Origin of the sequence: Mycobacterium pseudoshottsii JCM 15466 (assembly GCF_003584745.1) — a bacterium.
Taxonomy (GTDB): Bacteria; Actinomycetota; Actinomycetes; order Mycobacteriales; family Mycobacteriaceae; genus Mycobacterium; species Mycobacterium marinum.
On sequence record NZ_AP018410.1, the window covers coordinates 2,560,198 to 2,585,185 of the forward strand.

Here is a 24,988-nt window from a genome sequence, read left to right on the forward strand (position 1 = left end):
CTGATTCGCATCTACTTTCAGTGCTCATTGTGACGATGCTGCGGCTTCTTCCGGCGCCAACTGGGCAAACAGGTGGTCCGCTAGGCCTCGTACGGTGGTGATGTCGGTGGAGCTGATCCGTATTCCGGTCTCGGACTGCACCCGGGTGCGCAGCTCGAGGTTGCCTAGGGAGTCGAGCCCGTACTCGGAGAGCGGACGGTCCGGATCGATGGTGCGGCGCAGGATCAGGCTGACCTGCTCAGCCACCATTCGCCGCAGCTGCCCGGGCCACTCATCCAACGGCGGCGCGTCCAACTCGCTACGGAATTTGCTGGACCCCGAACGGCCTTGCTCCAAGGCCTTGAACGCTTCGGCGAACTTGCTGCGTTCGGCAAAGGCGGTCACCCACGGTGCACCAATGATCGGAGCGTATCCGGTGTAGGTGCGGTTGTGGCGGAGCAGGGTTTGGAAGGCGTAGGCGCCTTCGTCGGGGGCGATGGCGGCGTCGCTGCTTTCGGCCAGGGCGATGGCGCGGCCGATTTCGGCCCAGGGGCCCCAGGCGATGGCGGTGGCGGGCTGGTTTTGGTTGTGGCGCCAGTGGGTGAAGGCGTCGAGCCAGCTGTTGGCGGCGGCGTAGGCGCCTTGGCCTGGTGAGCCGAGCATGGCTGCTGCGGAGGAGAAGGAGCAGAACCAGTCCAGGGGTTGGTCGGTGGTGGCTTGGTGGAGGTGCCAGGCGCCGTAGACCTTGGGGGCCCAGTCGCGGTCGAGGAGTTCGTCGGTGATGTTGGCCAAGGTGGCGTCTTCGACGACCGCGGCGGCGTGGAGCACTCCGCGTAGGGGCAGGTTGGTGGCGGTGGCGTTGGCGACCAGCCGTGCTGCGGTGGCGGGTTGGGCGATGTCGCCGCATTCGACCACGACATCGGAGCCGATCGAGCGGATCAGTTCGATGGTTTCGAGGGCTTTTTGGCTCGGTGCTGAGCGGGAACTGAGCACGATGCGTCCGGCCCCGGCGGTGGCCATTTTTTCGGCCAGGAACAGTCCCAGCCCGCCCAGGCCGCCGGTGATGATGTAGGAGCCATCGGCGCGCAAGACCGGTACCTGTTCGGGGGGCAGGATCACCGCACTGCGTCCGCTGCTGGGGATGTCGAGCAGCAGTTTGCCGGTGTGGTCGGCGGCGCCCATCACCCGGATCGCGGTGGCCGCCTCGGCCAGCGGGTAGTGGGTGTCTTGGGGCATGGGTAACACGCCCTCGGCGGTGTGCTGATAGACCGTGGTCAACAGCTCGCGGATCAGTCGGGGATGGGTGATCGAGAGCATCCCCAGATCGACACCGTAAAACGACAGGTTGCGCCGGAACGGGAACAGGCCCATCTTGGTGTCGCCGTAGATGTCGCGTTTGCCGATCTCGACGAACCGCCCGCCCCAGGCCAGCAACTCCAGCCCGGCGCGCTGGGCGGCGCCGGTCAGCGAGTCGAGCACGATATCGACCCCGTAGCCGTCGGTGTCGGCGCGGATGGCCTCGGCGAACTCGATACTGCGTGAGTCATAGACATGCTCAATGTCCATGTCGCGTAACACTTGGCGACGCTTGGGGCTGCCCGCGGTGGCATAGATTTCGGCTCCGGCCGCGCGCGCGATCGCGATCGCGGCCTGGCCCACCCCACCGGTTCCGGAATGGATGAGCACCTTGTCACCAGCACGGATACGGCCCAGATCATGCAAGCCATACCAGGCGGTCGCGTGCGCGGTGGTCACCGCGGCCGCTTGCGCGTCGGTCAGACCCGCCGGGATCGGGGTAGCCAGCGCGCCATCACAGGTGACAAAAGTGGCCCAACAACCATGCGGGGACATCCCACCGACTCGATCACCAACCTGATGATCGGTGACATCGGGACCCACCGCGGTCACCACACCGGCGAAATCGGTACCCAACTGCGGCATCTGCCCATCGGGGGAGTTATACCGACCGAAACTGACCAACACATCCGCGAAGTTGATACTGGAGGTGCTGACCGCGACCTCGATCTGACCCGGCCCCGGCGCGACCCGATCAAAAGCCACAAACTCCATCGTCTGCAAATCCCCAGGCGTGCGGATCTGCAACCGCATCCCCTCAGTGTCATGCTCCACCACCGTGGTCTTGCGCTCTTCGGGACGCAACGGCATCGGCGACAACCGCGCCGTATACCACTGGCCACAACGCCACGCCGTCTCGTCTTCCTCAGAGCCCGACAACAACTGACGCGCAACCACCTCAGAACCACTGTGCTCATCAACATCAACATGAGTGGTATGCAAATGCGGATACTCAGCACCAATCACCCGCAACAAACCACGCAACCCAGCCTGCTCCAAATTGGCACTTTCACCACCCAACACCGTCTGCGCACCCCGCGTCACCACAAACAACCGCGGCGCCTCACCCATAATCTCGGGCAACTCCCGAACAACACGCACCACATGCCGAACGTAATCGCTGGTCACGGGGCTGCTGCAGCCCGTCCCGGTCATGACGACCACGCCCGCGAACCGGTGGTCGCGCAGCTGATCGCGGAACCGCTCAGCGTCGGTGATGTGGTCGGCCTGCAGGTGCCAGCTCGTCGTGATGCAGTCGGTGCCAAGCGACTTCAGCGCCTCGGCGAGCCGCGTCGTGAGTCGATCGGCGGTTTCTGAAATCCCGACCAGCAGCCAGCTTTCGGGGTTTGGCGCTTGGGGCTGGGGCAGCTCGCGCTGCTGCCATTCCGTGCCCAGCAGGTGCCGACTCATCAAGCGATCCTGGTCGGCCAGCTCCGATAGCCCGGTACCCATCAGCAGGCCGCGCGCCGCCAGTAGCACGGTCCCATGCTCGTCCAAGACGTCGATGTCGGCTTCGGCGTCATGGCCGCAGGCGGTCACTCGCGTGTAGCAGAAGCGTGCGTCGCGGGTCGATGCATGGGAACGCAGCCGACGCACACCCAACGGCAACAGCAAGCCGCCGTTGCCCATTTCCCGCACAACCGGGTGCGCGAGAACCGACTGGAAGCAGGCGTCCAACAATGCCGGGTGGACCAGATAGCCGGCCTGTTGGGTGCGCATCGAACCCGGCGAGCTGATCTCGGCGAGCACCGCATCGCTGCCGCGTTCACAGACATGCGCCGCGACCAGGCCCGTGAACGCGGGGCCATAGTGAATTCCGGTCTTGCCGAACCATTCCCGCAGTTCGTCTCCGTCCAGACGGCAGGCATGGGCGGCTAGCAGCGCCTCGATGTCATAGCCCGCCGGTTGCGAGTCGCGCTCGACCGCACGCAGTAGTGCGGTACTGCGGCGCACCTTTTCGCCGCCGCGAACTGTGTCCACAGCGAAGCTGGCGATCCCGGGTGCCTCGAGCAAAGCGACAGCGCCTGCCGCGGTTTCATCGTCGAGTAGCAGCATCTCGTGGAAGCCGATGTCGCCGACCTCCGACAGATCGCCGAATACCGTATTGGCAGCCGTGAGCGCCATTTCGCAGTATGCGGCCCCCGGCAGCGCGGCCACACTGTTCACCTGGTGATCGCCCAACCAGGGGGGCGTGGCGGCGCCGATTTCGGACTGCCACGCGTGCCGCACCGGTTCCTCCAGCAGATCGACGTGCGCCCCTAAAAGAGGGTGCGCTGCAACGCTGTTGGCGCATCCGTGTCGCCTGGTATCCGCCGCTGTGAGCAGGAGACGACGATTCGCCCACACGGGTAGCGGAGCATCCACCAATTGCCCGTCGGGGCATAGCGTTGCGAAGTCCACCGCGGCGCCCGCGCTGTGCAGGTCGGCCACCAAGCCACGCAACCCGTGGGGCAGCGGCTGGTTGCGTCGCATCGCCGGCAGGGCTGCGGCGGGGATATCCAGGCTTGCCGCGGTCTGCTCGACAGCGCGGGTCAGCAGCGGGTGCGGTGACAACTCGCCGAAAACCCGGTAGCCGTCGTCAAGTGCCGCGCGCACCGCTGCCGAAAAACGCACCGCATGACGCAGGTTGTCGACCCAGTAGCGGGCGTCGCAGCGCGGCCGTTCGCGCGGGTCGAAGGAGGTCGCCGAGTAGTACGGGACCTGCGGCGCCAGCGGCTCGACATCCGCCAGTAGTTCGGAAAGTTCGCCGAGGATCGGCTCGACCTGCGGGGTGTGAGATGCCACGTCGACGGCCACCTCACGAGCCATCACCTCGCGCTCTTCCCAGGCTGCGACCAGCTCGCGCACGGTGTCGGTGGCCCCGCCGATCACGGTGGACTGCGGCGAAGCCACCACCGCAACCACAACGTCCTTGGCCCGATGACGGACCAGGTCTTCGCGTACTCGTGCGGCGGGCAGCTCCACCGACGCCATCGCGCCGCTACCCGCGAGCCGGGTGCACAGCCGGGAGCGGCGACAAATGACCTTCACCCCATCGGCCAGCGATAACGCCCCGGCCACGACGGCAGCCGCCACCTCGCCGAGGGAGTGGCCGATGACCGCCCCGGGATGGACCCCGTATGACCTCATTGCCTGTGCCAGCGCTACCTGTATGGCAAATAGCGTTGGTTGCACCCGGTCGATGCCGGTCACCGTCTCCATCGCCGTCATCGCCTCGGTCACCGAAAAGCCGGACTCGGCGGCGATCAGCGGCTCGAGCTCGGCCACGGTAGCGGCGAAAACCGGTTCATTGGCCAGCAAGCTCGCACCCATGGTCGCCCACTGCGAACCCTGCCCGGAGAACACCCACACCGGGCCGAGATCGTCGCGGCCGACGGCGGCCGGATAGGGGGTATCGCCGGCGGCTGCCTCGCGTAATCGGTGGGCCAACTCGGTTCGGTCGCCGGCGATGAGTCCGGCTCGCACCGGTTGATGGGACCGTCGGCGTGCCAGGGTGTAGGCCAAATCCGACGGCGATACTTCGTGATTGTCGATCCAGTCGGCGAGCCGGTCGGCGGTCTGCCGCAACGCCTCTGTCGAGCTGGCGGACACCGTGAACAGCAACGCATCGCCCAACCCGGCTGCGCCGTTGCGGTAAACGGCCGGCTCGGGGGCTTGCTCGAGGATGACATGAACGTTGCTGCCCGACATGCCATACGACGACACCGCCGCCCGCCGAGGGGTCCGGCCGTTGCCTTCCGGCCAAGGCGTAATCGCTTGTGGCACAAACAGTGCGCTGTCGATTTCGGCTAGCTCATCGGGGAGCCGGGTGTGATGCACCATCGGCGGTACCAGGCCATGTTGGAGGGAAAGGACGGCCTTGATGATCCCCACCGCCCCGGCGGCGGCCTCGGTGTGGCCCACACTGCTCTTGGCCGATCCGACCGCGCACGGGTTCCCGTTGCTGCCGTAGACCTGTGCCAGGCTGCTGAATTCGATCGGATCACCAACCGGCGTTCCGGTGCCATGCGCCTCGACCATGCCAACGGTATCGGCGTCGACGCCGGCGACAGCCAGCGCCGCTCGGTAGGCCGCGACCTGGGCGTTGGGCGAGGGGGTCGAGATGTTGTCGGTGCGTCCGTCTTGGTTGGTTGCCGTGCCGCGCAGCACGGCAAGGACTCGATCGCCGTCGCGCACGGCATCGGGAAGCCGCTTGAGCACCAACACTGCGCAGCCCTCGGAGCGGACAAACCCATCGGCGGAGGCATCGAAGGTGCGGCAACGGCCAGTCGGAGAGAGCATGCCTTGCGCGGATGCCGAGCTGAACACATCCGGTTCGAGCATGAGCATGCAGCCACCCGCCAGAGCAAGGTCACTCTCACCCCCGTCCAGACTGCGACAGGCCATATGCACCGCAAGCAAACTCGACGAACAGGCCGTATCCACCGTCATGGCTGGACCGCGCAGGCCCAGGGCATAGGACACCCGACCGGAAGCCATGCTGAACGCGGTTCCCGTGAACGCGTAGGCATCACCCAGCGCGCCGGCATCGTCGGTGACAAATGCGTAGTCGTCATGACACATCCCGACGAACACCCCGGTCAGCGAGCCGCTCAGCGACATCGGTGGCATGCCGGCATGCTCGACGGCTTCCCATGACGTCTGCAACAGCAAGCGGTGCTGGGGATCTATCGCGATGGCTTCACGCTCGCTGATCCCGAAGAACTCCGGATCAAAACCGGCCACATCGTCGAGGAATCCGCCCCAGCGCGACACCGAGTGGTCCGGCACGCCCGGTTCGGGGTCGTAGTACTCATCGGCGTCCCAGCGGTCGGCGGGAATCTCGGTGATCAGGTCGTCCCCGCGCAGCAACGCCGTCCAGAACTTCTCCGGAGAGTCGATGCCCTTGGGGAGCCGGCACCCCATTCCGATCACCGCTACGGGGGTGACATGTGATTTAGCCACAGACCGATCTCTACATCTATTGAAGTAAGTCTCTTGACGTCTATTGGATTGAAGTAAGTCTCTTGACGTCTATTGGAGTTGGCAGCATCCGCAGCGTAGCCGGTTCGGCCGCCCAGCCACGCAAAGCGAGCGTCTTGGGAAATGCGTGTCGCGGGACCTGTCCAATGCCGCGGCAGCGCGCAGTTTGTCATGTGATGGCCGTTTTGTGCTGCGCCGCAACGAGTCTGCAATTGACTCGCGAGTTGATAGTTCATAGTGTGCTGGTAGTCGGCGAGCCCAACGGAGTGACAGACTATGACTATTCCCCGCGTGCCACTACTGTCGGTCAACGAGGCCAAGGCCGCCGCCGACGAAGCGGGCGTGCCCAACTACATGGCTGAGCTCAGCATCTTTCAGGCGTTACTGAACCATCCGCGGCTGGCCCGGACCTTCAACGACCTGCTCGCGACCATGCTCTGGCATGGCGCCCTCGACCCTCGGCTGCGCGAATTGGTGATCATGCGGATCGGGTGGCTTACCGCGTGCGACTACGAATGGACCCAGCACTGGCGCGTTGCCTCCGGCCTGGGGGTCTCCGCCCAGGACCTACTCGGGGTGCGTGATTGGCGCCAATACAACGGATTCGGTCCGACCGAGCGTGCTGTGTTGGCAGCGACCGACGACATCGTGCGCGACGGCGCGGTGAGTGCCTCGAGCTGGGCGGAGTGTGAGCGCGAATTGCATGGGGACGTAACGGTTCTTACCGAACTCGTCACCGCGATCAGTGCGTGGCGCATGGTTGCCTCGATCCTGCACAGCCTCAAGGTTCCGTTGGAGGATGGCGTGGCGAGCTGGCCGCCCGATGGCTGTTCGCCCTAGCGGCAACGTCGCCGCAGTTGCGGAACAGCACGGGTGAATTCTTCGGCCGAGTTCGCGAAGGCTGAACACGTAACGCGTTGAGTGTCATGCGATTCGATTGACATATCGGTCTGGGATTCTTAGCGTCGGGAAATGCGAACCAGAGTGGCCGAAATGCTCGGCGTCGAGTTTCCCATCTGCGCTTTTAGCCACTGCCGAGACGTGGTCGCCGCGGTGACCAACGCGGGCGGTTTCGGGATTCTGGGTGCCACCGCTCACAGCCCGAAACGGCTGGAGAGCGAGCTGACCTGGATCGAGGAGCAAACGCGCGGAAAGCCCTACGGAGTTGACCTGTTGTTGCCGCCCAAATACGTCGGGGCGGAGCAGGGAGGAATCGACCCGGTGCAGGCTCGCGAGTTGGTGCCGGAAGCGCATCGGGCGTTCGTCGAGGAACTGCTGGCCCGCTACGGCATCGCACCGTCCCCGGAAGCCGGAGCGGAGCGGATTTCGCGATCCGCGGGAGGGCTCAACATCTCGCCGAAAGGCTACGAGCCGCTGTTGGACGTGGCCTTCAGCCACGACATCCGCCTGATTGCCAGTGCGCTGGGGCCGCCGCCGAGCGATCTCGTCGAGCGGGCTCACAAGAAGGAAGTGCTGGTAGCGGCCCTGGCCGGGACCACCCAACACGCGCGACGACACGCGGCGGCCGGTGTCGACCTGATCGTCGCGCAGGGCACCGAGGCCGGCGGTCATACCGGCGAGGTGGCCACGATGGTGCTGGTTCCCGAGGTGGTGGATGCGGTTGCGCCGACACCCGTACTGGCCGCCGGCGGCATCGCCCGCGGCCGCCAGATCGCCGCCGCACTGGCCCTTGGAGCCGAAGGCGTGTGGTGCGGGTCGGTTTGGTTGACCACCGAGGAAGCCGAGACGGTCCCGGCGGTCAAGGACAAGTTCTTGGCGGCGACCTCCTCGGATATCGTGCGTTCGCGGTCGATGACGGGCAAACCGGCACGGATGCTGCGCACCGCCTGGACCGACGAATGGGCCCGCCCCGATACCCCCGAACCCCTTGGTATGCCGCTGCAGACCACGCTGATCACCGATTCGCAGATCCGAATCAACCAGGCTGCCGTCCAACCCGGAGCCAAGGCACGGGAACTGGCCACCTATTTCGTGGGTCAGGTTGTCGGTTCGCTTGACCGTGTGCGGCCGACTCGGTCGGTGGTGCTGGAGATGGTCGAGGAGTTCATCGACACCATCGGGCGGCTGGAGCGACTCGCCGATTGATCGTCGACACCTGATTCAAAGCCATCTCAAATACATCGACTTCGGTATCAAAAGCCCAGGTCAGAAGCGTCTAACCTGGCGAAAAGCTGTCAGCGTGCCGGGGGAAAGCGTAAAGAATCGGACACGGGCACCGGTTCACGTTGACCCGCGCAGCCCGGTCATGCATGATCGGTCAGGCAAGCACCTCGTTAGGTGAGGCGGCTACACGAACATAGGCCACTGACCCCGAACGTCGAAAGACGCCCCGGGTCAGGACAGCTCCTCCCGGCTTAAGGGTTGAGCCCAGGTGGCTTCCGGTTTACCGGACACGTCGTGTGGTGCCAAAGCTTTGACGAGTGGGGTGCGGATTCTCCGACGTTCGTCGGGCATCTGTACTCCTTTGCGCATGGAAAGCGTGCGGTTATCCGCACGCGTCGTGGTTGTGAGGAGGTGAGGGACGCATGAGTTCCAGTGGCAGTCCGGGTCGATATCCGGGCTATGTTTCGTCCCGATCCGGCCCCAAGCGCGACGTCCTCAGCTGAATCTGCCCACGCAGATGGTCTGCGGACCAAACGCTCTTGGATCGGAATCGCTACGGGACGGGACATATCAGTCCAATTCATTCTCGTTTCGAACCTGTCCGGGAGGGCATCATGACCGTAGCTGTTTTCGACGAAGTGGTAACCGTATCGCCCGCGCCGCGGCTGACGGTAGTACGCGATGGAACGCCACCTCCGGCTCCGGCTGCCAAGAAGAAGTCGGCCAACCGCAGCGACTTCGTCGGGGGCGACCCGCTGGTCGCCGGCGCGGCTCGGTTGCTGAGCGTTCCGGTGCGCCACGTCTACGCCGCACTCTGGCGCGTTGGATTGCTCGAAGTCCAGGCGTGAGCCATGGATTGCGAGCATCGCAGCCTTACGAGCGAGTCCGTAGCTGACGCACGGTTCCAAGGGGTTGCCACGCCACAGACGTAGGCGTCTGTGTTCTGTGGCTTGGCAACCCCTTGGAACTATTGGCGCGCAACAACCGCGTCCGCGCGCCGGGTTGATGCAGTCGGCGTTGGGCGGCGGCCCCGCCCTTGGCGTCGACTGCGGCGCTGGTTCCGGAATGGACTTGGGCGCCGACCCGGTCAGTGTACGGTCAACTCATGTCCGTACTGATTATTGTCCCGGTGTTCGGGCAGCATGAGTACACGCATGCATTGGTCGGTGACTTGGAGCGCGAGAGCGCGGAGTATCTGATCGTCGACAACCGGGGCGACTACCCCAAGATCGGCAATGAACGCGTTGTCACGCCGCGTGAAAACCTGGGCTGGGCGGGGGGAGTGATCTCGGATTCCGAATTGCGTTCTCGGAAGGGCACTCCTACGCGATGACACTCAACAACGACACCCGGATCTCAAAGGGATTCGTCGCCGGCCTGCTCGATCCGCGCCTGCCCGCCGATACCGGAATCGTTGGGCCGATGATCGATCACGGGTTCCCGTGCGCGGAAGATGACCAGAAACCCGAGGCCGCGAACTACATTCCCCGACCGCGATATCGGGCGGTAAGTGCGGTCGAGGGAACCGCACTTGCGTTGTCTCGAGAATGCTGGCGGTCGGTCGGAGGCATGGACCTGCGCACCTTCGGCCGCTACGGGTGGGGCGTGGACCTTGATCTAGCCCTGCGTGCTCGCGATGCTGAGTTCGGTTTGTACACAACCGAGATGGCGTACATCAACCATTTCGGCCGCGGAACGGCCAACAATCATTTCGGGAAGTTTCGGTACTTGATCGGCGCCAACTCCGCCATGGAGCGGGCAATGCGGCGTGTTCATGGCCGTAAGTGGCGCAAGCTATTTCCCCCCGGGACGCTGCCGCAAGCGGCGCCGGGAAGCCCGATCGCGTACACGACCCACCAGCTCGAGCAGTGACTTCGGCCGCTTCCTCAATCTGACGACAACCTCTCGGGATAACTCTCAGGAGGTGGGCTTTGAAGCTGATGGTGACGCGATGCAGGCGTATTGCAGGTATCGGCCATCGGCGAAGTATCCGAGGGTCAGTACGGCCAGCGCTACGCCAATGGCCCCGTTCCAGGCGTTGATTCCCGCGATCCGGCGTACCCCGAAGCCTGACGTCTTGAACAACCGCACCAGGCTCCTGCGGGTAAAGAAGCGAATGTAGGTGCGGTCGAAGGTGCCAAAATCCTCCTGCGGGAAATCCTTTCGAAACAGCACCTTGCTCAGAGCCGGTAGGAAACGGATGTTAGGGACCGCCGCGACGACGACGCCCTCGGACGTGAGCTTGCACCGAAGCTGTTTCAGCGTCGCAGTCGGGTCGACCAGGCGCTCCAAGACGTCGTTACAGACGATCACGTCAAAGTGGTTGTCCGGCAGCTCCGCGATCCGCTCGGCTACGGTGCCGACGAGTACCCGGTCGATAGCCGCGCTGGCCTGTTGGGCCGCTTGTGAGTCGGACTCGATGCCCCAGACCTCTGCGCCAGTACGCTCCTTGAGCGTTGCCCCGAGCGTGCCCTGCCCGCAGTGGAGGTCAAGGATCCGTTGTGCGGTTGTTGGAACGAACCGCAATATCTCCGTCTGCGTCGGGCGGTAATACTCAGTAACACTTTTCGATTCTCTGGCGATGTGCGTGGCTGCTATTCCGTCCTGTAAAGCGAAGCGCCCCCGAGCATAGCCCCGTCGCGCCGGTCGTTATCGGGGTTCCAGCAACCAGATCCTGCTAGGATCGCTTCGTGTTGGGTGAGGCCTCAACCGGGGGGAATACCGATATGGCCGGCTCTCGGGAGCTGCGTTTCTCTATCGTCATTCCCGCACACAATGAAGAGGAATACATCGCTTCCACCCTCGAACACGCCAGTAGCCTTTCATATCCCACCGAGTCCTTTGAAGTAATCGTGGTGGAGAACGGCTCCTCGGACCGCACCCTCGATGTCGCAAGACAGTTCGAGGGCCGCAACGTCCGCGTTTTCACCAGCGACACGGCCGGAGTATCGGCAGCAAAGAACTTCGGTATCGACCGGCTGTCACCGCACAGCGACTGGGTGGTCTTCTTGGACGCGGACACGATCCTGAAGCCCAATTTCCTCCTCGATCTCGATGCGCAGTTGCGGGCATCACGCAAGACGCTCTCCGTGGGTACCACGAAGGTTCTGCCGCTCGGTGGCGGCCGGCACGCGCGCGCCTGGTTCGCCTGTTATGACCTACTGCACCGGTTGGGTGGCTCATATGCCATCCAGATAGCCAAGCGTTCGCTGTTTCCGGAGCTCAGATTCGACGAGCATCTCATCATGGGGGAGGACCTGCTGCTGATCAAGCAGGCCCGCAAGCTCGGCAAGTTCTTCTATGTGCCAACGGACACGGTCTATACCTCGACCCGCCGGTTCGACACCGTCGGGTACTGGCGGCTCTATTTCCAGTGGGCCTCGTTCGAAATATTGCCGCGGCGGCTACAAAAGCGCCGTGGCTACAAAGTCATCCGATAGATCGCTTTCCTACCGGGGAGTATTGGCCGCCCGGACGCCGGCGGCACAGTCTTGGACTGTTAGTCGACCATCGGGTCCGAAAGCATCCTGAATGGAACCACGCCGTGCGGGCCGTGCTCAGATGGTGCCCATACCGTTTGTGACCAGGGCAATACCTGCCAAGCCGACAGCAACGGCGATGATCTGGCGCCGGTGGGCTCGCAACCAGTTGCGCAGCCACAGCATGGTTGCCTCGGTGCGGCCGGGGTGCACCAGGTAGCTGATCAGCGGGATCTCGATGATCGCAAGCATTACCAGCAGATAGACGAAGGTCGCGCTGAGCTGCGTGCCCATTGCGGCCCCTGAGGCCCCGATGGCCGTGAGCGCCACCAGGTATTCGACCGGCGGTGGGCCGGCCGAGCTGAGGCCAACCACGAAGGCGGCCCAGGGAAACCCACCTTCGAGAGCGCCCTGAGCGCTCGCCATCAACCGGGAGAAGCGGGTCGGGGTCTCCGCGACCATCAGCGTCGACGAGTCTCCGGCGCCGGAAGCGACCAGCGCCGGTGAGCGCACCGAGAACCCCGTCGCGACCAGGGCAGCGACCAGCAGCGCGACGACGCCCAAGCCGACTTGTAGGTGCCCGACAACCGACGTTGCCGCCAGCGACGAGACGTTGTCGACAATGGCGTTGGCGAGGTCACCCAGCAGCAGTAGAACGGCCAGCGCGACGCCGATCCCGGTCGCCATACCGCCGAACCAGAATGCGAGCAGGTTCACCATCGGACGCGGCTTGGAGACCAGGAAGATGGCAACCCCGAGACGCACCGGCTCGGTCGCCGTCATCACCGCCAGGATCAGTACCGTGGTCCACATCTTCCCCTCCTTCCCCTCGCCGACTCAGCTAACCGACACCTCATTTTCCAGAAGATCTGCTGCCCGCGTGGCGCTTTCGCCAGGTTTGCTCATCTCATTTGCAATCGTGCGGGCGCGGGCGACGTAATCGGGACCCAAAATGCAGCGGAGATCGCTGACCAATGTCTCTTTTGTGGTCGACGCCAAACGACGTCCAGAGCCAATTTTTAGCCGTTTGATCTGCGCCAACCAGATCGGTTGTTCTATCCAGATCCAAAGGATCAGGGTCGGGATGCCAGCCCGCATACCCGCTGCGGTTGTTCCGGCCCCGCCGTGGTGCACGACTGCGCGACACGCCGGAAATACCGCGGCGTGCGATACCCCGGAGACCAACTTCACGTTTTCGGGGGCCTGCAAGCCGCCCAGATCATTCGAACCGGTGCAAATCAATGCACGTTCGCCCAACTCCGCACACGCCGCGCTGATCATGGCGATTGTTGCGGCGGGCGATTCCACCGGCATGCTGCCGAAGCCGAAGTAGATCGGCGGCGTTCCGGAAGCGATCCACGACAGCACCTCGTTGTCGGATTCTGTCGGCATTTCCAGGGTCAGGGCACCGACAAACGGTCGGCGATCGCCCCATTCCGCCCACTCGGCGGCCAGCCCGGGAAAGCAAAGCTCGTCATAGGCTTGGATCTCGAGTGAGCGGCCTTTCAGAATTCGCGAAGTCGAGGATGAGGACGCCTTGGCCATACCAAGCTCGCGTCGTTGCGCTTCCTCGGGATTTTTGGTCACGCGCCAATGCACCCACCACAGCGCTGAGATGACCGAGCGGTTCAAGCGCGGCGACAAGATCGGAATGACCCGGCTGTTCACCCGCGACGGGAGGAAGTGCATCGTTGCTAGCGGAATCCCGTAATACTCCGCGGCGTTCAAGGCGATGCCCTGGTGGATCATGCCGGTCAGGACCAGGTCGGCGCCGTCTGCCAGCGTTTTCAGGGTTCCCGCCATGTCGGACCAGGCCTGGCGCAGATCCGATATGCCCTCGCGCACCAACTTGATCGAAGTTTGCGGCTTCCAGAATTCCTGGAGGTTGTCCTCGTCGTTGAGCAGCTCGTCGGTGTCGGGGCCGTAGGGCACCGCCTCCAAGCCCGCTGCCGCGGCCACGCCGGTCAGGTTGGGGGGTACTGCGACGCGTACTTCGTGGCCTCGGCGCGATAGTTCCCGCCCGAGTGCAGCGCACGGTTCGACATCGCCTCGCGTGCCGTTTATCGCCAGTGCAAATTTCATCAGCGGCCCCCAACCACTTCTTCCGTCCTTAAAACCCCAATCGACCCAGCTACCCGGCCCCAGTCATCCGAGTAACTCCGCCTTGAGCGAATAGTCGGCAAGTGTTTGCTCCACCAGTCCTCTGAGGTACTGGTTCGAGTTCTCGGCGCCGGGTTGGTAAGCCGATACGCTGATGAATACCGAGTTTTCGAGCCGCCCGGAAAACAGATATAGCTCGCCGCTTTCCCGTTCAAAGCGTTGTCTGGTGGCTCCCCGGTTGAACATGCGCGCGGAGGAATACCGGGCCCCGGTTCCGTCGACCCGGGTCAGAGCCTGACTGAGCTCGCCAAGATTGGAACAACCCACCGGCAGATCCGACGTTCCCATGGCCAGCACTTCCATTTTCCGGGCCAACCATTTCGGTGTGTAGGGCACCAGTGGAAGAGGCTTGAGCAGCTCGTTAGGGGTGTCTTTCAGCGCGGACAGGCTTTGTTTCGTCTCGTTGCGGATGAACTGCAAATCGGTTCGCGCGCGATCGGGGTCGAGATCGAAGGTGATCGCCGTGACAGCATTCGCCCGAGTGTCATCGTTGGTGCGTTCGCTGACCGGCATGATTATCGTGACGGCGCCATCTGTCGCCCGCACCCGGCCCATGAGTTGGGCAAGTCGGGTAGCAAAGGACACGAACAGCGAACCACTGGACCCGCTCAGATCGAGAGCACAGGAATCCCAGGTCTCCAGATCGCAGAACGCCGTCACCGATGGAGTCACGATCGGTTCATCGGCGCCGTCCGACACGGTCGGCGGCTTGCCGGTTTGGCCTGCTGCTCCGGTATCGCGTCTGAGCACGATGAGGATCAACGCGAGCAGGGCCCGGAAGACCTCTGGCAATCCACGAAGGGCATCCCATAGATCGACGAGCAGGCCTTCCATCCGGCCGCGCGATCCCGGCGGCGGATATCCGAAGTCCCGGGTGATGCCGTTGATGGCCTCGAAGACGGCGAGGCCACCGGCGACACCGTCCACCACCGAGTGGGTGATGACCACGCTGACCGCCGTGCCGCCGTCCTGCAGCGGAAGGACCCCCAAATGCCAGCAGGGCCCATACTCGGGGTCAACTGGAATCTGTGCGCGTTCGTCCAACCACGCCGTAATTTCGCTTCGCGGCCGGGGCGTCGCGGCGACGTCGATGTCAGGCGCTTCGTGGTAGGCGACCCATCGAGGACGACCGAAAGGCAACGGAGAGCGCTCGATCCGGCGCCCCAGTAGCCCATAGCCAAGGTTCTCGTTGAACCGCCGCAACCCGTCCATGTCCGCTTCGCGGTCATAAATCCACAAAGTCTGACCGACCGTTTCGAAACCGGTAGCCCGCAGCCTCAGGAAAGCCGCCTGGTCGAGAAAGGCGATCCTGTTATCCGTCATGGCCGACGAGCTGCGGGTCCGAGACTCGTTGAGCACCCCTTGTTTTCCGCCTAGCCGGTACGCCATGACGTCAAAGGGGACACCGTCGCAGGGGGTTCGTAGGTACGCCGGCTGTAGGCGAGGTGCAGCTGACTGCCGGTGCGCGAGGGCGCCGGTATCACGTCGCGTCCTTCGGCCACCCGAACAAACGCGGACTTCAGCGCCTCGACGTAGCGGGTAACCGACTCACGGGCCACCGGGTTGTTCGGGAACAACACCGTCAGCTGGGTCTCTTTCTCGAGCCGGTTCACCCGGATGTCAATCTGACCCATCATGCCGCCATCGTGGCAGAGGCGGGCGCGCAAACCTTCCACATGGGAGTTCGCCATAGCGGACAGCGGCGGAATGCCGGCGTCCAAGTAGAACAGCAAGGGTGCTCCCCACTGCCCCTCACGCAGCCACGGCACCAGCTCCATCACGCAGTCCAAGGGCACCTCCGCCAGGTCGCGACCGGAGTCGAAGGATCCCTGGGCTGCCTTGACGATCTCGCCGAACGACGATCCCACGGTCGGAACGGTGATCGGCACGAAGCCGGTGAACCATCCGGTCGTCATGAAGTCTTCTTCGGTGCGGCGGATGTCGATTGGGACAATCGCGTAGTACTCGTCGGCTCCGGTCAATTCGTGCTGGACCACGGCCGAGATTGCGAACACGCCCCCGCAGAACCGGGCCCCCGCCGACATGCAGGCGGCTTCGAAAGCCAGGGTCTGGCGCTCGTCCATTAGACGGACGCCCATCATTTCGCACTGCGCGGAGGTATCGCCAAGCGGCAGTGGGAATTTGGGAAGGGAGCCGTCGTTGTTGTCGAAGAATTCGGTCCACTTGTTCATGACCGGGGAATCCAGGGTGAGACCGGAGATGTGCTCACGCTGCCGGTTGCAGTAGTTGTCGTAGCTGCCCGGTTCGGCCAACCGCAGCGGAGCTCCGCCGCTGACGAGGGCCAGGTACATCAGGTGAATCTCGGCAAACACCACGCCGACGAACATCGCGTCACAGTGAAGGTGGTCAATGGCCACGCAGAAGGTGAAGTGGTCCGCACGCTGAATGATCGAGAAGCGCACGCACCCCCACTCCAGCGGACTCGGGGTGGCCAACAGATGCTCGCGCCATTGACTCTGGGTGGTCAGCTCACCGTGTTCGACGGCGACGAACTGAATGTCGTTGGGCCGCTCGAGGGTCCGGCGCACGAAGTGATCGCCCTCGGTGTGCTCGAACCAGCTGCGGAAGGTGTCGTGACGGCGCATGTGTGCGTTGACGACGTGCGTCATGGTGCGGATGTCGCAAATTCCGGGGATGTCCCAGGAGGAAATGAGCAACCGCGACATTTCCAGTCCGCGCTCGCGGTAGGACCGGAAGTTGCGAAGGTGATGGGCCTGCATGTAGCTGGGCGGCATCGGGCTTATCGGCGCTTTGGCGGCCTTGGCGAGCGAGCCACGCGATGGCTGCCACGACACCAACGTGCCCGGCTCAGGATGCCAGTCGCTGATTGTCCCAGCTTCGACCTTCCCTACTCTGACCATTTCTCCTCCAAGTCGCCCAGCAGGTTGCGGTGCACCGGAGAGCTGCAGGTGGTCCACAAAACCTGAAACGGTTGTGATGTTTGCAGGGGCCCCGTTGAGCCGGGCTTCAGATAGCGGCTTTGGTCGCTTGGGCTCGAGTCGGTGTTGCCACGCTGCAACATCACCCGCGACGTGTCGGTTTGGCCGGCCCCCAATACCGGCCAACCGACTGGGGTGGTGACGGCACTCGACGTGCCAGGTAATGTTGTGTTCACATGCCCCCTCTTAGTTGGCTGCGCCTTTGCAAAGGCACGACCACTCTGCCGTCGGTATAACTACGCCGACGCTGTGTGGACCCTTCATCTGGGTATTTACTTGTTAAACGCTGGTAGAGCAGAGCCTAGTTGATAGGCGGGCGTTAGATTTCGGTTTTCGCTGCATTGGGATTGAACTGGGTGCCAAGTGCGGGGATTTATGCGTCGGGCCCAGCATCGGCGCGCCTGCGATCAGGTAGTATTGCCGCAACAGCGTTGATCCGGCTATCACCGGTTAGCTTTCGGAAGAACAGCCTAAAAGCCCAGTAGAACCGAACGGTTGGGTCCGTTACAGCCCAAATTGAGCGGCCGCACTCAGGTGCGGCAAGCGGGGTGGTACCGCGGCGCTCGCGCACTGAGCGCGCCGTCGTCCCCGTGCCGTGTGATTTCTGGCACAGGAGACCGATGGCTGACAGCACTTATCCGCGCAGCAACCTGGGCGCCGACCACCGTGGCGGCTCTCCGGACTTTCCGGAACTGGAAACCCAGGTGCTTGATTACTGGGTACGTGACGAAACTTTCCGGGCCAGTATCGAGCGCCGCGACGGCGCGCCCGAGTATGTCTTCTACGACGGGCCCCCATTTGCTAACGGCCTGCCCCATTACGGTCACCTGCTCACCGGTTACGTCAAGGACATCGTTCCGAGGTACCGAACCATGCGTGGATTCAAAGTGGAGCGCCGTTTCGGCTGGGACACCCACGGGCTGCCGGCCGAACTCGAGGTCGAGCGTCAGCTGGGAATTACCGACAAATCCCAGATCGACGCGATGGGGATTGCCGCGTTCAACGATGCCTGCCGCGCGTCGGTTTTGCGCTATACCGACGAATGGCAGCAGTACGTTACTCGCCAGGCTCGGTGGGTCGACTTCGACAACGACTACAAAACGCTCGATCTCGGCTACATGGAGTCGGTGATCTGGGCGTTCCGGCAACTTTGGGACAAGGGGCTGGCCTACGAGGGCTACCGGGTGTTGCCCTACTGCTGGCGTGACGAAACCCCGTTGTCCAATCACGAGCTCCGGATGGATGACGACGTCTACCAAAGCCGCCAGGATCCGGCGCTTACGGTTGGATTCAAGGTGGTTGACGGCGAACCGCAGGGGGAGCTGGCCGGGGCCTACCTGCTGGTGTGGACGACCACGCCGTGGACTCTGCCGTCGAACCTCGCCGTGGCCGTGCACCCGGATGTGACGTATGTGCAGGTACGCGTGGGGGATCGCCGCCTTGTGCTGGCCGAGGCGCGTCTAGCGGCCTACACGCGCGAACTCGGCGAAGAGCCGGAGGTGATTGGCAGCTATCGTGGCGCCGACCTCTTGGGCATACGCTATCTGCCGCCGTTTGCGTATTTCGTGGATTCGCCAAACGCGTTTGCGGTGTTGGCGGGCGAATTCGTGACCACCGAAGACGGTACGGGCATCGTGCACATGGCACCCGCCTATGGTGAGGACGACATGGCGGTTACCAGCCCGGTCGGCATCGAGCCGGTGACACCTGTGGATGCCAAGGGCCGCTTCGACTCCTCAGTGCCCGACTACCAAGGGCAACACGTTTTTGATGCCAACGCCCAGATCATCCGTGACCTGAAGAATCAGAGCGGTCCGGCGGCGGCCAACGGTGCGGTGCTGATCCGCCATGAGACCTACGAGCACCCGTATCCGCATTGCTGGCGGTGTCGCAACCCGCTGATCTATCGCGCCGTGTCCTCGTGGTTCGTCACAGTGACTAAATTCCGGGAGCGGATGGTTGAACTCAACCAGCAGATCACCTGCTACCCCGAGCACGTCAAAGACGGTCAGTTCGGTAAGTGGTTGCAGGGTGCCCGGGACTGGTCCATTTCACGAAACCGGTATTGGGGCACTCCGATCCCGGTCTGGAAGTCCGATGATCCCGCGTATCCAAGGATCGATGTATACGGCAGCTTGGATGAGTTGGAGCGCGACTTCGGCGTCCGGCCCACCAACTTGCACCGGCCCTACATCGACGAACTCACCCGTCCCAATCCCGACGATCCCACCGGGCAGAGCACGATGCGACGCATTCCTGACGTGCTCGACGTGTGGTTCGACTCGGGATCGATGCCGTACGCACAGGTGCACTACCCGTTCGAGAATGGGGACTGGTTCTTGGGCGGGGCGGCCGGCGACGCCGGCGCCCACTACCCGGGCGATTTCATCGTCGAGTACATCGGACAGACGCGCGGCTGGTTCTACACCCTGCACGTGCTGGCCACCGCGTTGTTTGATCGACCGGCGTTCAAAACCTGTGTAGCGCATGGCATTGTGCTGGGTTCTGACGGCCAAAAGATGAGCAAGTCGTTGCGCAACTACCCGGACGTCGCCGAAGTGTTCCACCGGGATGGTTCCGACGCCATGCGGTGGTTCCTGATGGCATCGCCGATTCTGCGCGGCGGCAATCTGATCGTCACCGAACAGGGCATCCGCGAGGGCGTACGGCAAGTGCTGCTGCCATTCTGGAATGCCTATAGCTTCTTGGCTCTGTACGCACCGAAAGTCGGTACCTGGCGCACCGATTCGGATCATGTGCTGGATCGCTACATCCTGGCCAAGCTCGCGGTGCTGCGCGATGACCTCACCCAGGCCATGGAGGTCTGCGATATTTCGGGGGCTTGTGAACAGCTGCGCCAGTTCGCCGAGGCTTTGACGAATTGGTATGTCCGAAGGTCGCGTTCGCGGTTCTGGCAGGAAGATGTCGATGCCATCGACACACTGCACACCGTGCTGGAGATCACCGCGAGGTTGGCGGCACCACTGCTGCCGCTGGTCACCGAGGTGATCTGGCGTGGGCTAACCGGCGAGCGCTCAGTGCATTTGACGGACTGGCCGCAGGCTGGCGAGGTCCCCGCGGACGCAGAACTGGTGGCCGCGATGGACCAGGTCCGTGAAGTGTGCTCGGCCGCGTCTTCGCTGCGCAAGGCCAAGAAGCTGCGGGTACGTTTGCCGCTGCTGAAATTGACCGTGGCAGTCGAGAATCCACAAGCGCTAAAGCCGTTCACCGACCTGATCGCCGACGAACTCAACGTCAAGCAGATCGAGTTGACAGATGCGATCGGCACCTACGGCCGGTTCGAACTGACCGTCAACGCTCGGGTTGCCGGTCCCCGGCTGGGCAAGGACGTGCAAGCTGCCATCAAGGCGGTCAAAGCCGGCGAAGGGGTTGTCAACTCCGACGGCACCCTGACGGCGGGTCCGGCGGTGTTGCAGCCCGAGGAGTACAGCTCCCGGCTGGTGGCCGCCGACCCGGAATTCACGGCGGCCTTGCCGGGCGGTGCGGGCCTAGTGGTGCTGGACGGAACCGTCACACCCGAACTCGAGGCCGAGGGCTGGGCCAAGGACCGCATCCGGGAATTGCAGGAGCTGCGCAAGTCCACCGGGCTCGACGTTTCCGACCGCATCCAGGTGCTGATCTCGGTACCGGGGGAGCGCGCCGAGTGGGCGCGCACTCACCGCGATCTGATTGCCGGCGAAATCCTGGCCACCACTTTCGAATTCGGTGAACCCGACGATGGCGTCGAGATCGGAGACGGGGTGCGGGTGGCAATCGCGAAATCTGGCGGAGCAGGGGTGTCCGGGCGCGAGCAGGCCTAAGACGTCAGCCGGCGCTGGTTGGGCCGCGCCCTGTGATCGCTACCCGATCCATCAGGGCGCGGGCGGACCGGATCGTCGAGCGGACCTCCTGCAGCAGTTTGGCCGGATGCTGTTGGTCCAGGTTGCTGAGCCGGTTGTAGCGGTCGATGCCGAACCCCGCTGACTCCAGGTGAATCCGCAACGGTAGAGCCAGCGTGCGGAGCCCCTCGAAGTGCAGGTAGGGCACCACCGGCTGGCCGGTCACCAGCAGGCAGGTCGACTGGTGCATGCGCGCCGTCTGGGCGGCGAAGGTGTAGGTATCGGCGGAGTTGGCTCGACGGTTGTCCGGGTCGGGCGACGGGGTTTCCAACAACATGACCGGCACGCCGAGGCCGTTGCCCTCCGGTGGAAAACTCCACACCGCCCGGTCGCGTTGCGGGTTATCCACCCGTTGTCGTATGTGCGCGGTCACCTCACCGGTGTCCAGCCCCAGTACGTCCTTTGCTGCTGCCACCAGGAGCTCGAACTCCGTGCGTGCCCCCGGCGCGCAGACGGCTACCGCATCCAGTTCGGATTCCAGTAGCTGGCGTGATGCTGCCGCCAGCACCACCTGGCCGATGCGCCGGCCGGTAGCCATCTCTCGTGCGTAGCCCACCCGCAGCTGGTTGGTATAGCGTCCACCGCCGATCACCAAGAGGTGATCGAAGTCCGCGCCCTCGGGCGTGGTGGCTGTGACCAGACCCAGTTCGCTGGCCAACGCCGTGATCTGTTCCAGTTGGGTGGCGGGCAGGTCCAGGCGCGGGATCAGCCATCTGACCGCGCCGGCCGCGTCCTGACTGTGTAACCGGCCGGTGGCGGAGGCCCGGGCCCGCCCCGGTAGTCCCACACCTTGCTGAATTCGTCGAGCAGCGCAAGTCGAGTCGGGAGGTCGCCGGCGGGTGGGGAGCCGCCGAACATTTCGACCAATTCCGTCAGAGCGGGCTGAGTGCTCCAGGCCTGGACCTGCTGACAGATTCCTGCCACGAAGTCATCACCGGACCGGCCGAAGGTAGTTGACTCGCTATCGGACGGACACACCGTGGTTCCTTACCGTTTCTCAATACCCTTATTTGACATATCTTTTCGATATAAGTCAGGCTTTGGGTTTCTGTGCACGCCAGCGTTGCCTGCCGGCCTGAACCTCAACTTCGACATCGTGAAATCCCGCTGCGCGCAGGCGATCCGGGAGGTCCGTCGGTGGAATCGGATTGCAGGTGTCGCGAAAGTGCAAGATGCTGAACAGTAATGAAGGAATCCCGTCGCTCCCGGCGAAGACACCACCGGGGCGCAGCACACGATAGGCCTCGGCGAACAGTTCATCCTGCAGTTCAGTGGTAGGGACGTGATGCAGCATGGTGAAAGACACCACCGAGCTGAACTCTTCGGCGGGCAGCCCGGTGTCGGTGCCGTCGCCGTTGATGATGCGTGCCTGCTCCCCATAGCGCTCTTGTAGACGCCGCGCCATGGCTGGGTCGATTTCGACCGCTGTGAGCTTTGGCGTCTTGTCCACCAGCACCCGAAGAAAGGCTCCGTAGCCCGGCCCGATCTCGAGGGCGTTGTCACCGAGGTCCACATCGGCGAGAACCCAGGGCAATACCTGGCCCTTGACCTCATTTGCCCAGCGGTCAGAGTCGCAGCACAACCTATGCACAAGGTTCATTGCCATACTGACCGACGTTAGTCGAGATCGCCTCCGGCGGGCCCCGACTAGTCCCGAATAGTATTGCCGGTTGTGGAGTCCCGTTGGGTGCTGCACCTGGACATGGACGCGTTCTTCGCCTCGGTTGAGCAGCTCACCCGACCAACCTTGATGGGCCGGCCGGTGCTGGTGGGTGGTATGGGTGGGCGCGGTGTGGTCGCCGGCGCCAGCTATGAGGCGCGCGTTTTCGGGGCCCGTTCGGCCATGCCGATGCACCAGGCTCGGCGGTTGATCGGTGCGACCGCAGTGGTGTTGCCGCCGCGCGGCGCCGTGTACGGGGTGGCCAGTCGCCGGGTGTTCGACACCGTGCGAGGCCTGGTTCCCGTCGTCGAGCAGCTGTCGTTCGACGAGGCCTTCGGGGAACCACCACAACTCGGTGGGGCCGCTACGGCGGAGGTGGAACAGTTCTGCGAAGACCTGCGGCGACGGGTGCGCGACGAAACCGGCCTGATCGCCTCGGTGGGTGCCGGCTCGGGTAAGCAAATTGCCAAGATCGCCTCTGGACTGGCCAAGCCCGACGGCATCCGGGTCGTCGCCCGTAAGGAAGAACAGCTGCTGCTGGGCGGCTTGCCGGTGCGCCGGTTGTGGGGCATCGGTCCAGTTGCCGAGGAGAAGCTGCATCGCCTCGGGATCGAGACGGTCGGACAGTTGGCGGCGCTGGCCGACGCTGAAGTGGCCAACATCCTTGGCGCGACCGTCGGGCCCGCGCTGCACCGGCTGGCGCGCGGCATCGACGACCGGCCGGTTGCCGAGCGCGCGGAAGCCAAGCAGATCAGCGCGGAGTCGACCTTTGCCATCGATCTGACCACTCTCGATCAGCTCCGCGACGCGCTTGATCCGATTGCCGAGCACGCTCATCAGCGGTTGCTGCGCGACGGTCGCGGGTCTCGCACCGTCACGGTGAAGCTGAAGAAGGCTGACATGGGCACGTTGACTCGCTCGGCGACCTTGCCCTATGCGACAACCGATGTGGGAGCACTGTTGGCGCTGGCCCGCCGGCTGCTGCTGGATCCGGTCCAGATCGGGCCCATTCGCCTGCTGGGCGTGGGTTTCTCGGGGCTGAGCGAGGTACGCCAGGAATCGCTGTTCCCGGATCTGGACCTGGCGGCGGAGACGTCAGAAGAAGCCCATCAGGACTTTTACCCCTCGCATGGTGCGTTGTCGAGCACCCCAGCCGGTGCCGTGTGGCGAATCGGCGACGACGTCACCCACCGGGAGCTTGGTCACGGCTGGGTACAAGGAGCGGGTCACGGAGTGGTCACCGTGAGGTTCGAGACTCGTGGTTCAGGCCCCGGGCCAGCGCGGACCTTTCCCATCGAGACCAGCGACATCACCGCCGCCAACCCGGTGGACAGCCTGGATTGGCCGGATTTTGTCGGCCAGTTGCGGGTCGAGAATGCCGCTGACACCTCAACCCCAGCGGTCGATGACCTCGACGATGGGTAGCTCGGCTGTCAGCGCGGCCATCAGCAGCACCCGCGCCTGCGACGGCGGCAGCCGTGGCACCATCACCGCGCCCGCGGCCACCAGATCATGGCCAGGGCCGTAGCCGGCGCCGACCCGAGCGCCGGCAACACGGGTGGAGACCGCTATCACCACCCCGTTGCCGCAATGCCGCCGCACCCCGTCGATCACGGCCGCGCCGGCATTGCCCGACCCCAGGGCCTCCAGCACGATGGCGCGCGCGCCGGCGGCCACACATGCGTCCAGTGCTACAGCGTCGCTTCCGGGGTAGACCGCGACGATATCGACCCGGGGTGCATCGGCGGCCAGAACGTCGCCGAGATATGGCCGCGATTTCGCGCGCCGCAGCGTCACCTCGTCGGTGACGGTGCCCAGAAGTTCGCCGGCGAATCCGCTCAGGTCATCGGTTGCCGCCTTGCGAAGTCCTAGCGGCTCGAGCACCCGACCTGCAAAACACACCAATACCCCACAGTCGCGTACCGCGGGATCGCCGGCCACGATAAGCGCGTCACGCAGGTTGGCTGGACCATCGGCATCGGCGGCATCGGAGCTGCGCATGGCCCCGGTCAACACCACCGGGGTGCTGCCGGAATAGGTGAGGTCCAACCACAGCGCGGTCTCTTCAAGCGTGTCTGTGCCGTGGGTGATAACCACCCCATCGGGCCCATTGGGGCGGTCGGCGCCGCGCCCGGTGATGGCGTGCAGGGCGGCGCGGATGCGATCCCAGTCCGCCGGCACCAGCTGCGAGCTGTCCAGCGCCATCAAGTCGACAATTTCGACATCCAGATCCCCGCTCACGGCAGCGGTGAGCTGCGCACCGTTACGAGACGGTCGGCGCACTCCGTCGGTGCCCGTGCTGGTCGAGATCGTTCCTCCGGTGGCGATAACGGTGAGGCGGGCCATGGTGGGATCATCTCGCACCCATGTCATCGGCATCCGCATGTGGGTACCGGTACAAAGCTGAGG

15 protein-coding genes, 2 pseudogenes and 1 riboswitch are annotated in these 24,988 nt (G+C 64.0%); of the genes and pseudogenes, 7 read left to right on the plus strand and 10 right to left on the minus strand.

Annotation, left to right across the window (positions count from 1 at the left end):
- Window positions 1-24: 24 nt before the first annotated feature.
- On the minus strand, window positions 25-6,240 hold the full coding sequence (gene pks2, locus MPSD_RS11710; RefSeq protein WP_232022876.1) for a sulfolipid-1 biosynthesis phthioceranic/hydroxyphthioceranic acid synthase: 6,216 nt from the start codon (window positions 6,238-6,240) through the stop codon (window positions 25-27).
- Window positions 6,241-6,573: 333 nt separating this feature from the next.
- Between pks2 and MPSD_RS11715 the strand changes: the two genes are divergently transcribed.
- The 4 genes and pseudogenes from MPSD_RS11715 to MPSD_RS11730 all read left to right on the plus strand — a co-directional run bounded on the left by MPSD_RS11715 (window position 6,574) and on the right by MPSD_RS11730 (window position 10,293).
- Complete coding sequence (locus MPSD_RS11715; RefSeq protein ID WP_020787739.1) at window positions 6,574-7,137, plus strand: carboxymuconolactone decarboxylase family protein; 564 nt, start codon at window positions 6,574-6,576, stop codon at window positions 7,135-7,137.
- Window positions 7,138-7,269: 132 nt separating this feature from the next.
- Entirely contained in the window at window positions 7,270-8,403 is a 1,134-nt protein-coding gene (locus MPSD_RS11720) for a nitronate monooxygenase (RefSeq protein ID WP_086084710.1), read from the plus strand.
- A 177-nt stretch (window positions 8,404-8,580) separates the two neighbouring features.
- A riboswitch (M-box (ykoK) riboswitch) is annotated at window positions 8,581-8,750 on the plus strand.
- Window positions 8,751-9,035: 285 nt separating this feature from the next.
- Window positions 9,036-9,269: an Rv1535 family protein gene (locus tag MPSD_RS11725; RefSeq protein WP_011739657.1), complete on the plus strand. Its 234-nt coding sequence runs from the start codon at window positions 9,036-9,038 to the stop codon at window positions 9,267-9,269.
- 242 nt (window positions 9,270-9,511) lie between these two features.
- Window positions 9,512-10,293 (plus strand): annotated as a pseudogene (locus MPSD_RS11730) (glycosyltransferase family protein).
- Between the two features lie 45 nt (window positions 10,294-10,338).
- On the opposite strand, the gene MPSD_RS11735 reads toward MPSD_RS11730, so the two are convergent.
- Entirely contained in the window at window positions 10,339-10,947 is a 609-nt protein-coding gene (locus tag MPSD_RS11735) for a class I SAM-dependent methyltransferase (RefSeq protein ID WP_020787735.1), read from the minus strand.
- Between the two features lie 164 nt (window positions 10,948-11,111).
- Between MPSD_RS11735 and MPSD_RS11740 the strand changes: the two genes are divergently transcribed.
- The gene (locus tag MPSD_RS11740) at window positions 11,112-11,861 is read left to right on the plus strand and encodes a glycosyltransferase family 2 protein (protein ID WP_012394100.1); all 750 of its coding nucleotides are present in this window, start codon (window positions 11,112-11,114) and stop codon (window positions 11,859-11,861) included.
- Between the two features lie 117 nt (window positions 11,862-11,978).
- Here MPSD_RS11740 and MPSD_RS11745 read toward each other — a convergent pair whose 3' ends face one another.
- The 5 genes from MPSD_RS11745 to MPSD_RS11765 form a co-directional block, all read right to left on the minus strand.
- The gene (locus MPSD_RS11745) at window positions 11,979-12,713 is read right to left on the minus strand and encodes a GAP family protein (protein ID WP_012394101.1); all 735 of its coding nucleotides are present in this window, start codon (window positions 12,711-12,713) and stop codon (window positions 11,979-11,981) included.
- A gap of 24 nt (window positions 12,714-12,737) precedes the next feature.
- Complete coding sequence (locus MPSD_RS11750; RefSeq protein WP_020787734.1) at window positions 12,738-13,982, minus strand: glycosyltransferase; 1,245 nt, start codon at window positions 13,980-13,982, stop codon at window positions 12,738-12,740.
- A 63-nt stretch (window positions 13,983-14,045) separates the two neighbouring features.
- Window positions 14,046-15,419, minus strand: coding sequence for a hypothetical protein (locus tag MPSD_RS11755; RefSeq protein WP_012394103.1), 1,374 nt, complete (start codon window positions 15,417-15,419; stop codon window positions 14,046-14,048).
- 14 nt (window positions 15,420-15,433) lie between these two features.
- Window positions 15,434-16,942: a condensation domain-containing protein gene (locus tag MPSD_RS11760; RefSeq protein ID WP_036426667.1), complete on the minus strand. Its 1,509-nt coding sequence runs from the start codon at window positions 16,940-16,942 to the stop codon at window positions 15,434-15,436.
- Window positions 16,930-17,196 (minus strand): hypothetical protein, encoded by a 267-nt coding sequence (locus MPSD_RS11765; protein ID WP_015356035.1) that lies wholly within the window; start codon window positions 17,194-17,196, stop codon window positions 16,930-16,932. The genes MPSD_RS11760 and MPSD_RS11765 overlap by 13 nt, the downstream gene beginning before the upstream one ends.
- A gap of 444 nt (window positions 17,197-17,640) precedes the next feature.
- Between MPSD_RS11765 and ileS the strand changes: the two genes are divergently transcribed.
- Entirely contained in the window at window positions 17,641-20,841 is a 3,201-nt protein-coding gene (ileS, locus tag MPSD_RS11770; RefSeq protein ID WP_086084709.1) for an isoleucine--tRNA ligase, read from the plus strand.
- Between the two features lie 4 nt (window positions 20,842-20,845).
- Here ileS and MPSD_RS11775 read toward each other — a convergent pair.
- Together MPSD_RS11775 and MPSD_RS11780 are read right to left on the minus strand one after the other, a co-directional pair.
- Window positions 20,846-21,897, minus strand: a pseudogene (locus MPSD_RS11775) (hypothetical protein).
- A 55-nt stretch (window positions 21,898-21,952) separates the two neighbouring features.
- The gene (locus MPSD_RS11780) at window positions 21,953-22,525 is read right to left on the minus strand and encodes a class I SAM-dependent methyltransferase (protein ID WP_164497857.1); all 573 of its coding nucleotides are present in this window, start codon (window positions 22,523-22,525) and stop codon (window positions 21,953-21,955) included.
- 66 nt (window positions 22,526-22,591) lie between these two features.
- Here MPSD_RS11780 and MPSD_RS11785 point away from each other — a divergent pair, with 66 nt between their 5' ends.
- Window positions 22,592-24,004, plus strand: a complete 1,413-nt coding sequence (locus MPSD_RS11785; RefSeq protein ID WP_086084708.1) for a DNA polymerase IV — start codon at window positions 22,592-22,594, stop codon at window positions 24,002-24,004.
- Here the strand turns inward: MPSD_RS11785 and MPSD_RS11790 are convergent.
- Window positions 23,969-24,925, minus strand: a complete 957-nt coding sequence (locus MPSD_RS11790; protein ID WP_036427383.1) for an asparaginase — start codon at window positions 24,923-24,925, stop codon at window positions 23,969-23,971. The genes MPSD_RS11785 and MPSD_RS11790 overlap by 36 nt on opposite strands.
- Window positions 24,926-24,988: the final 63 nt, after the last annotated feature.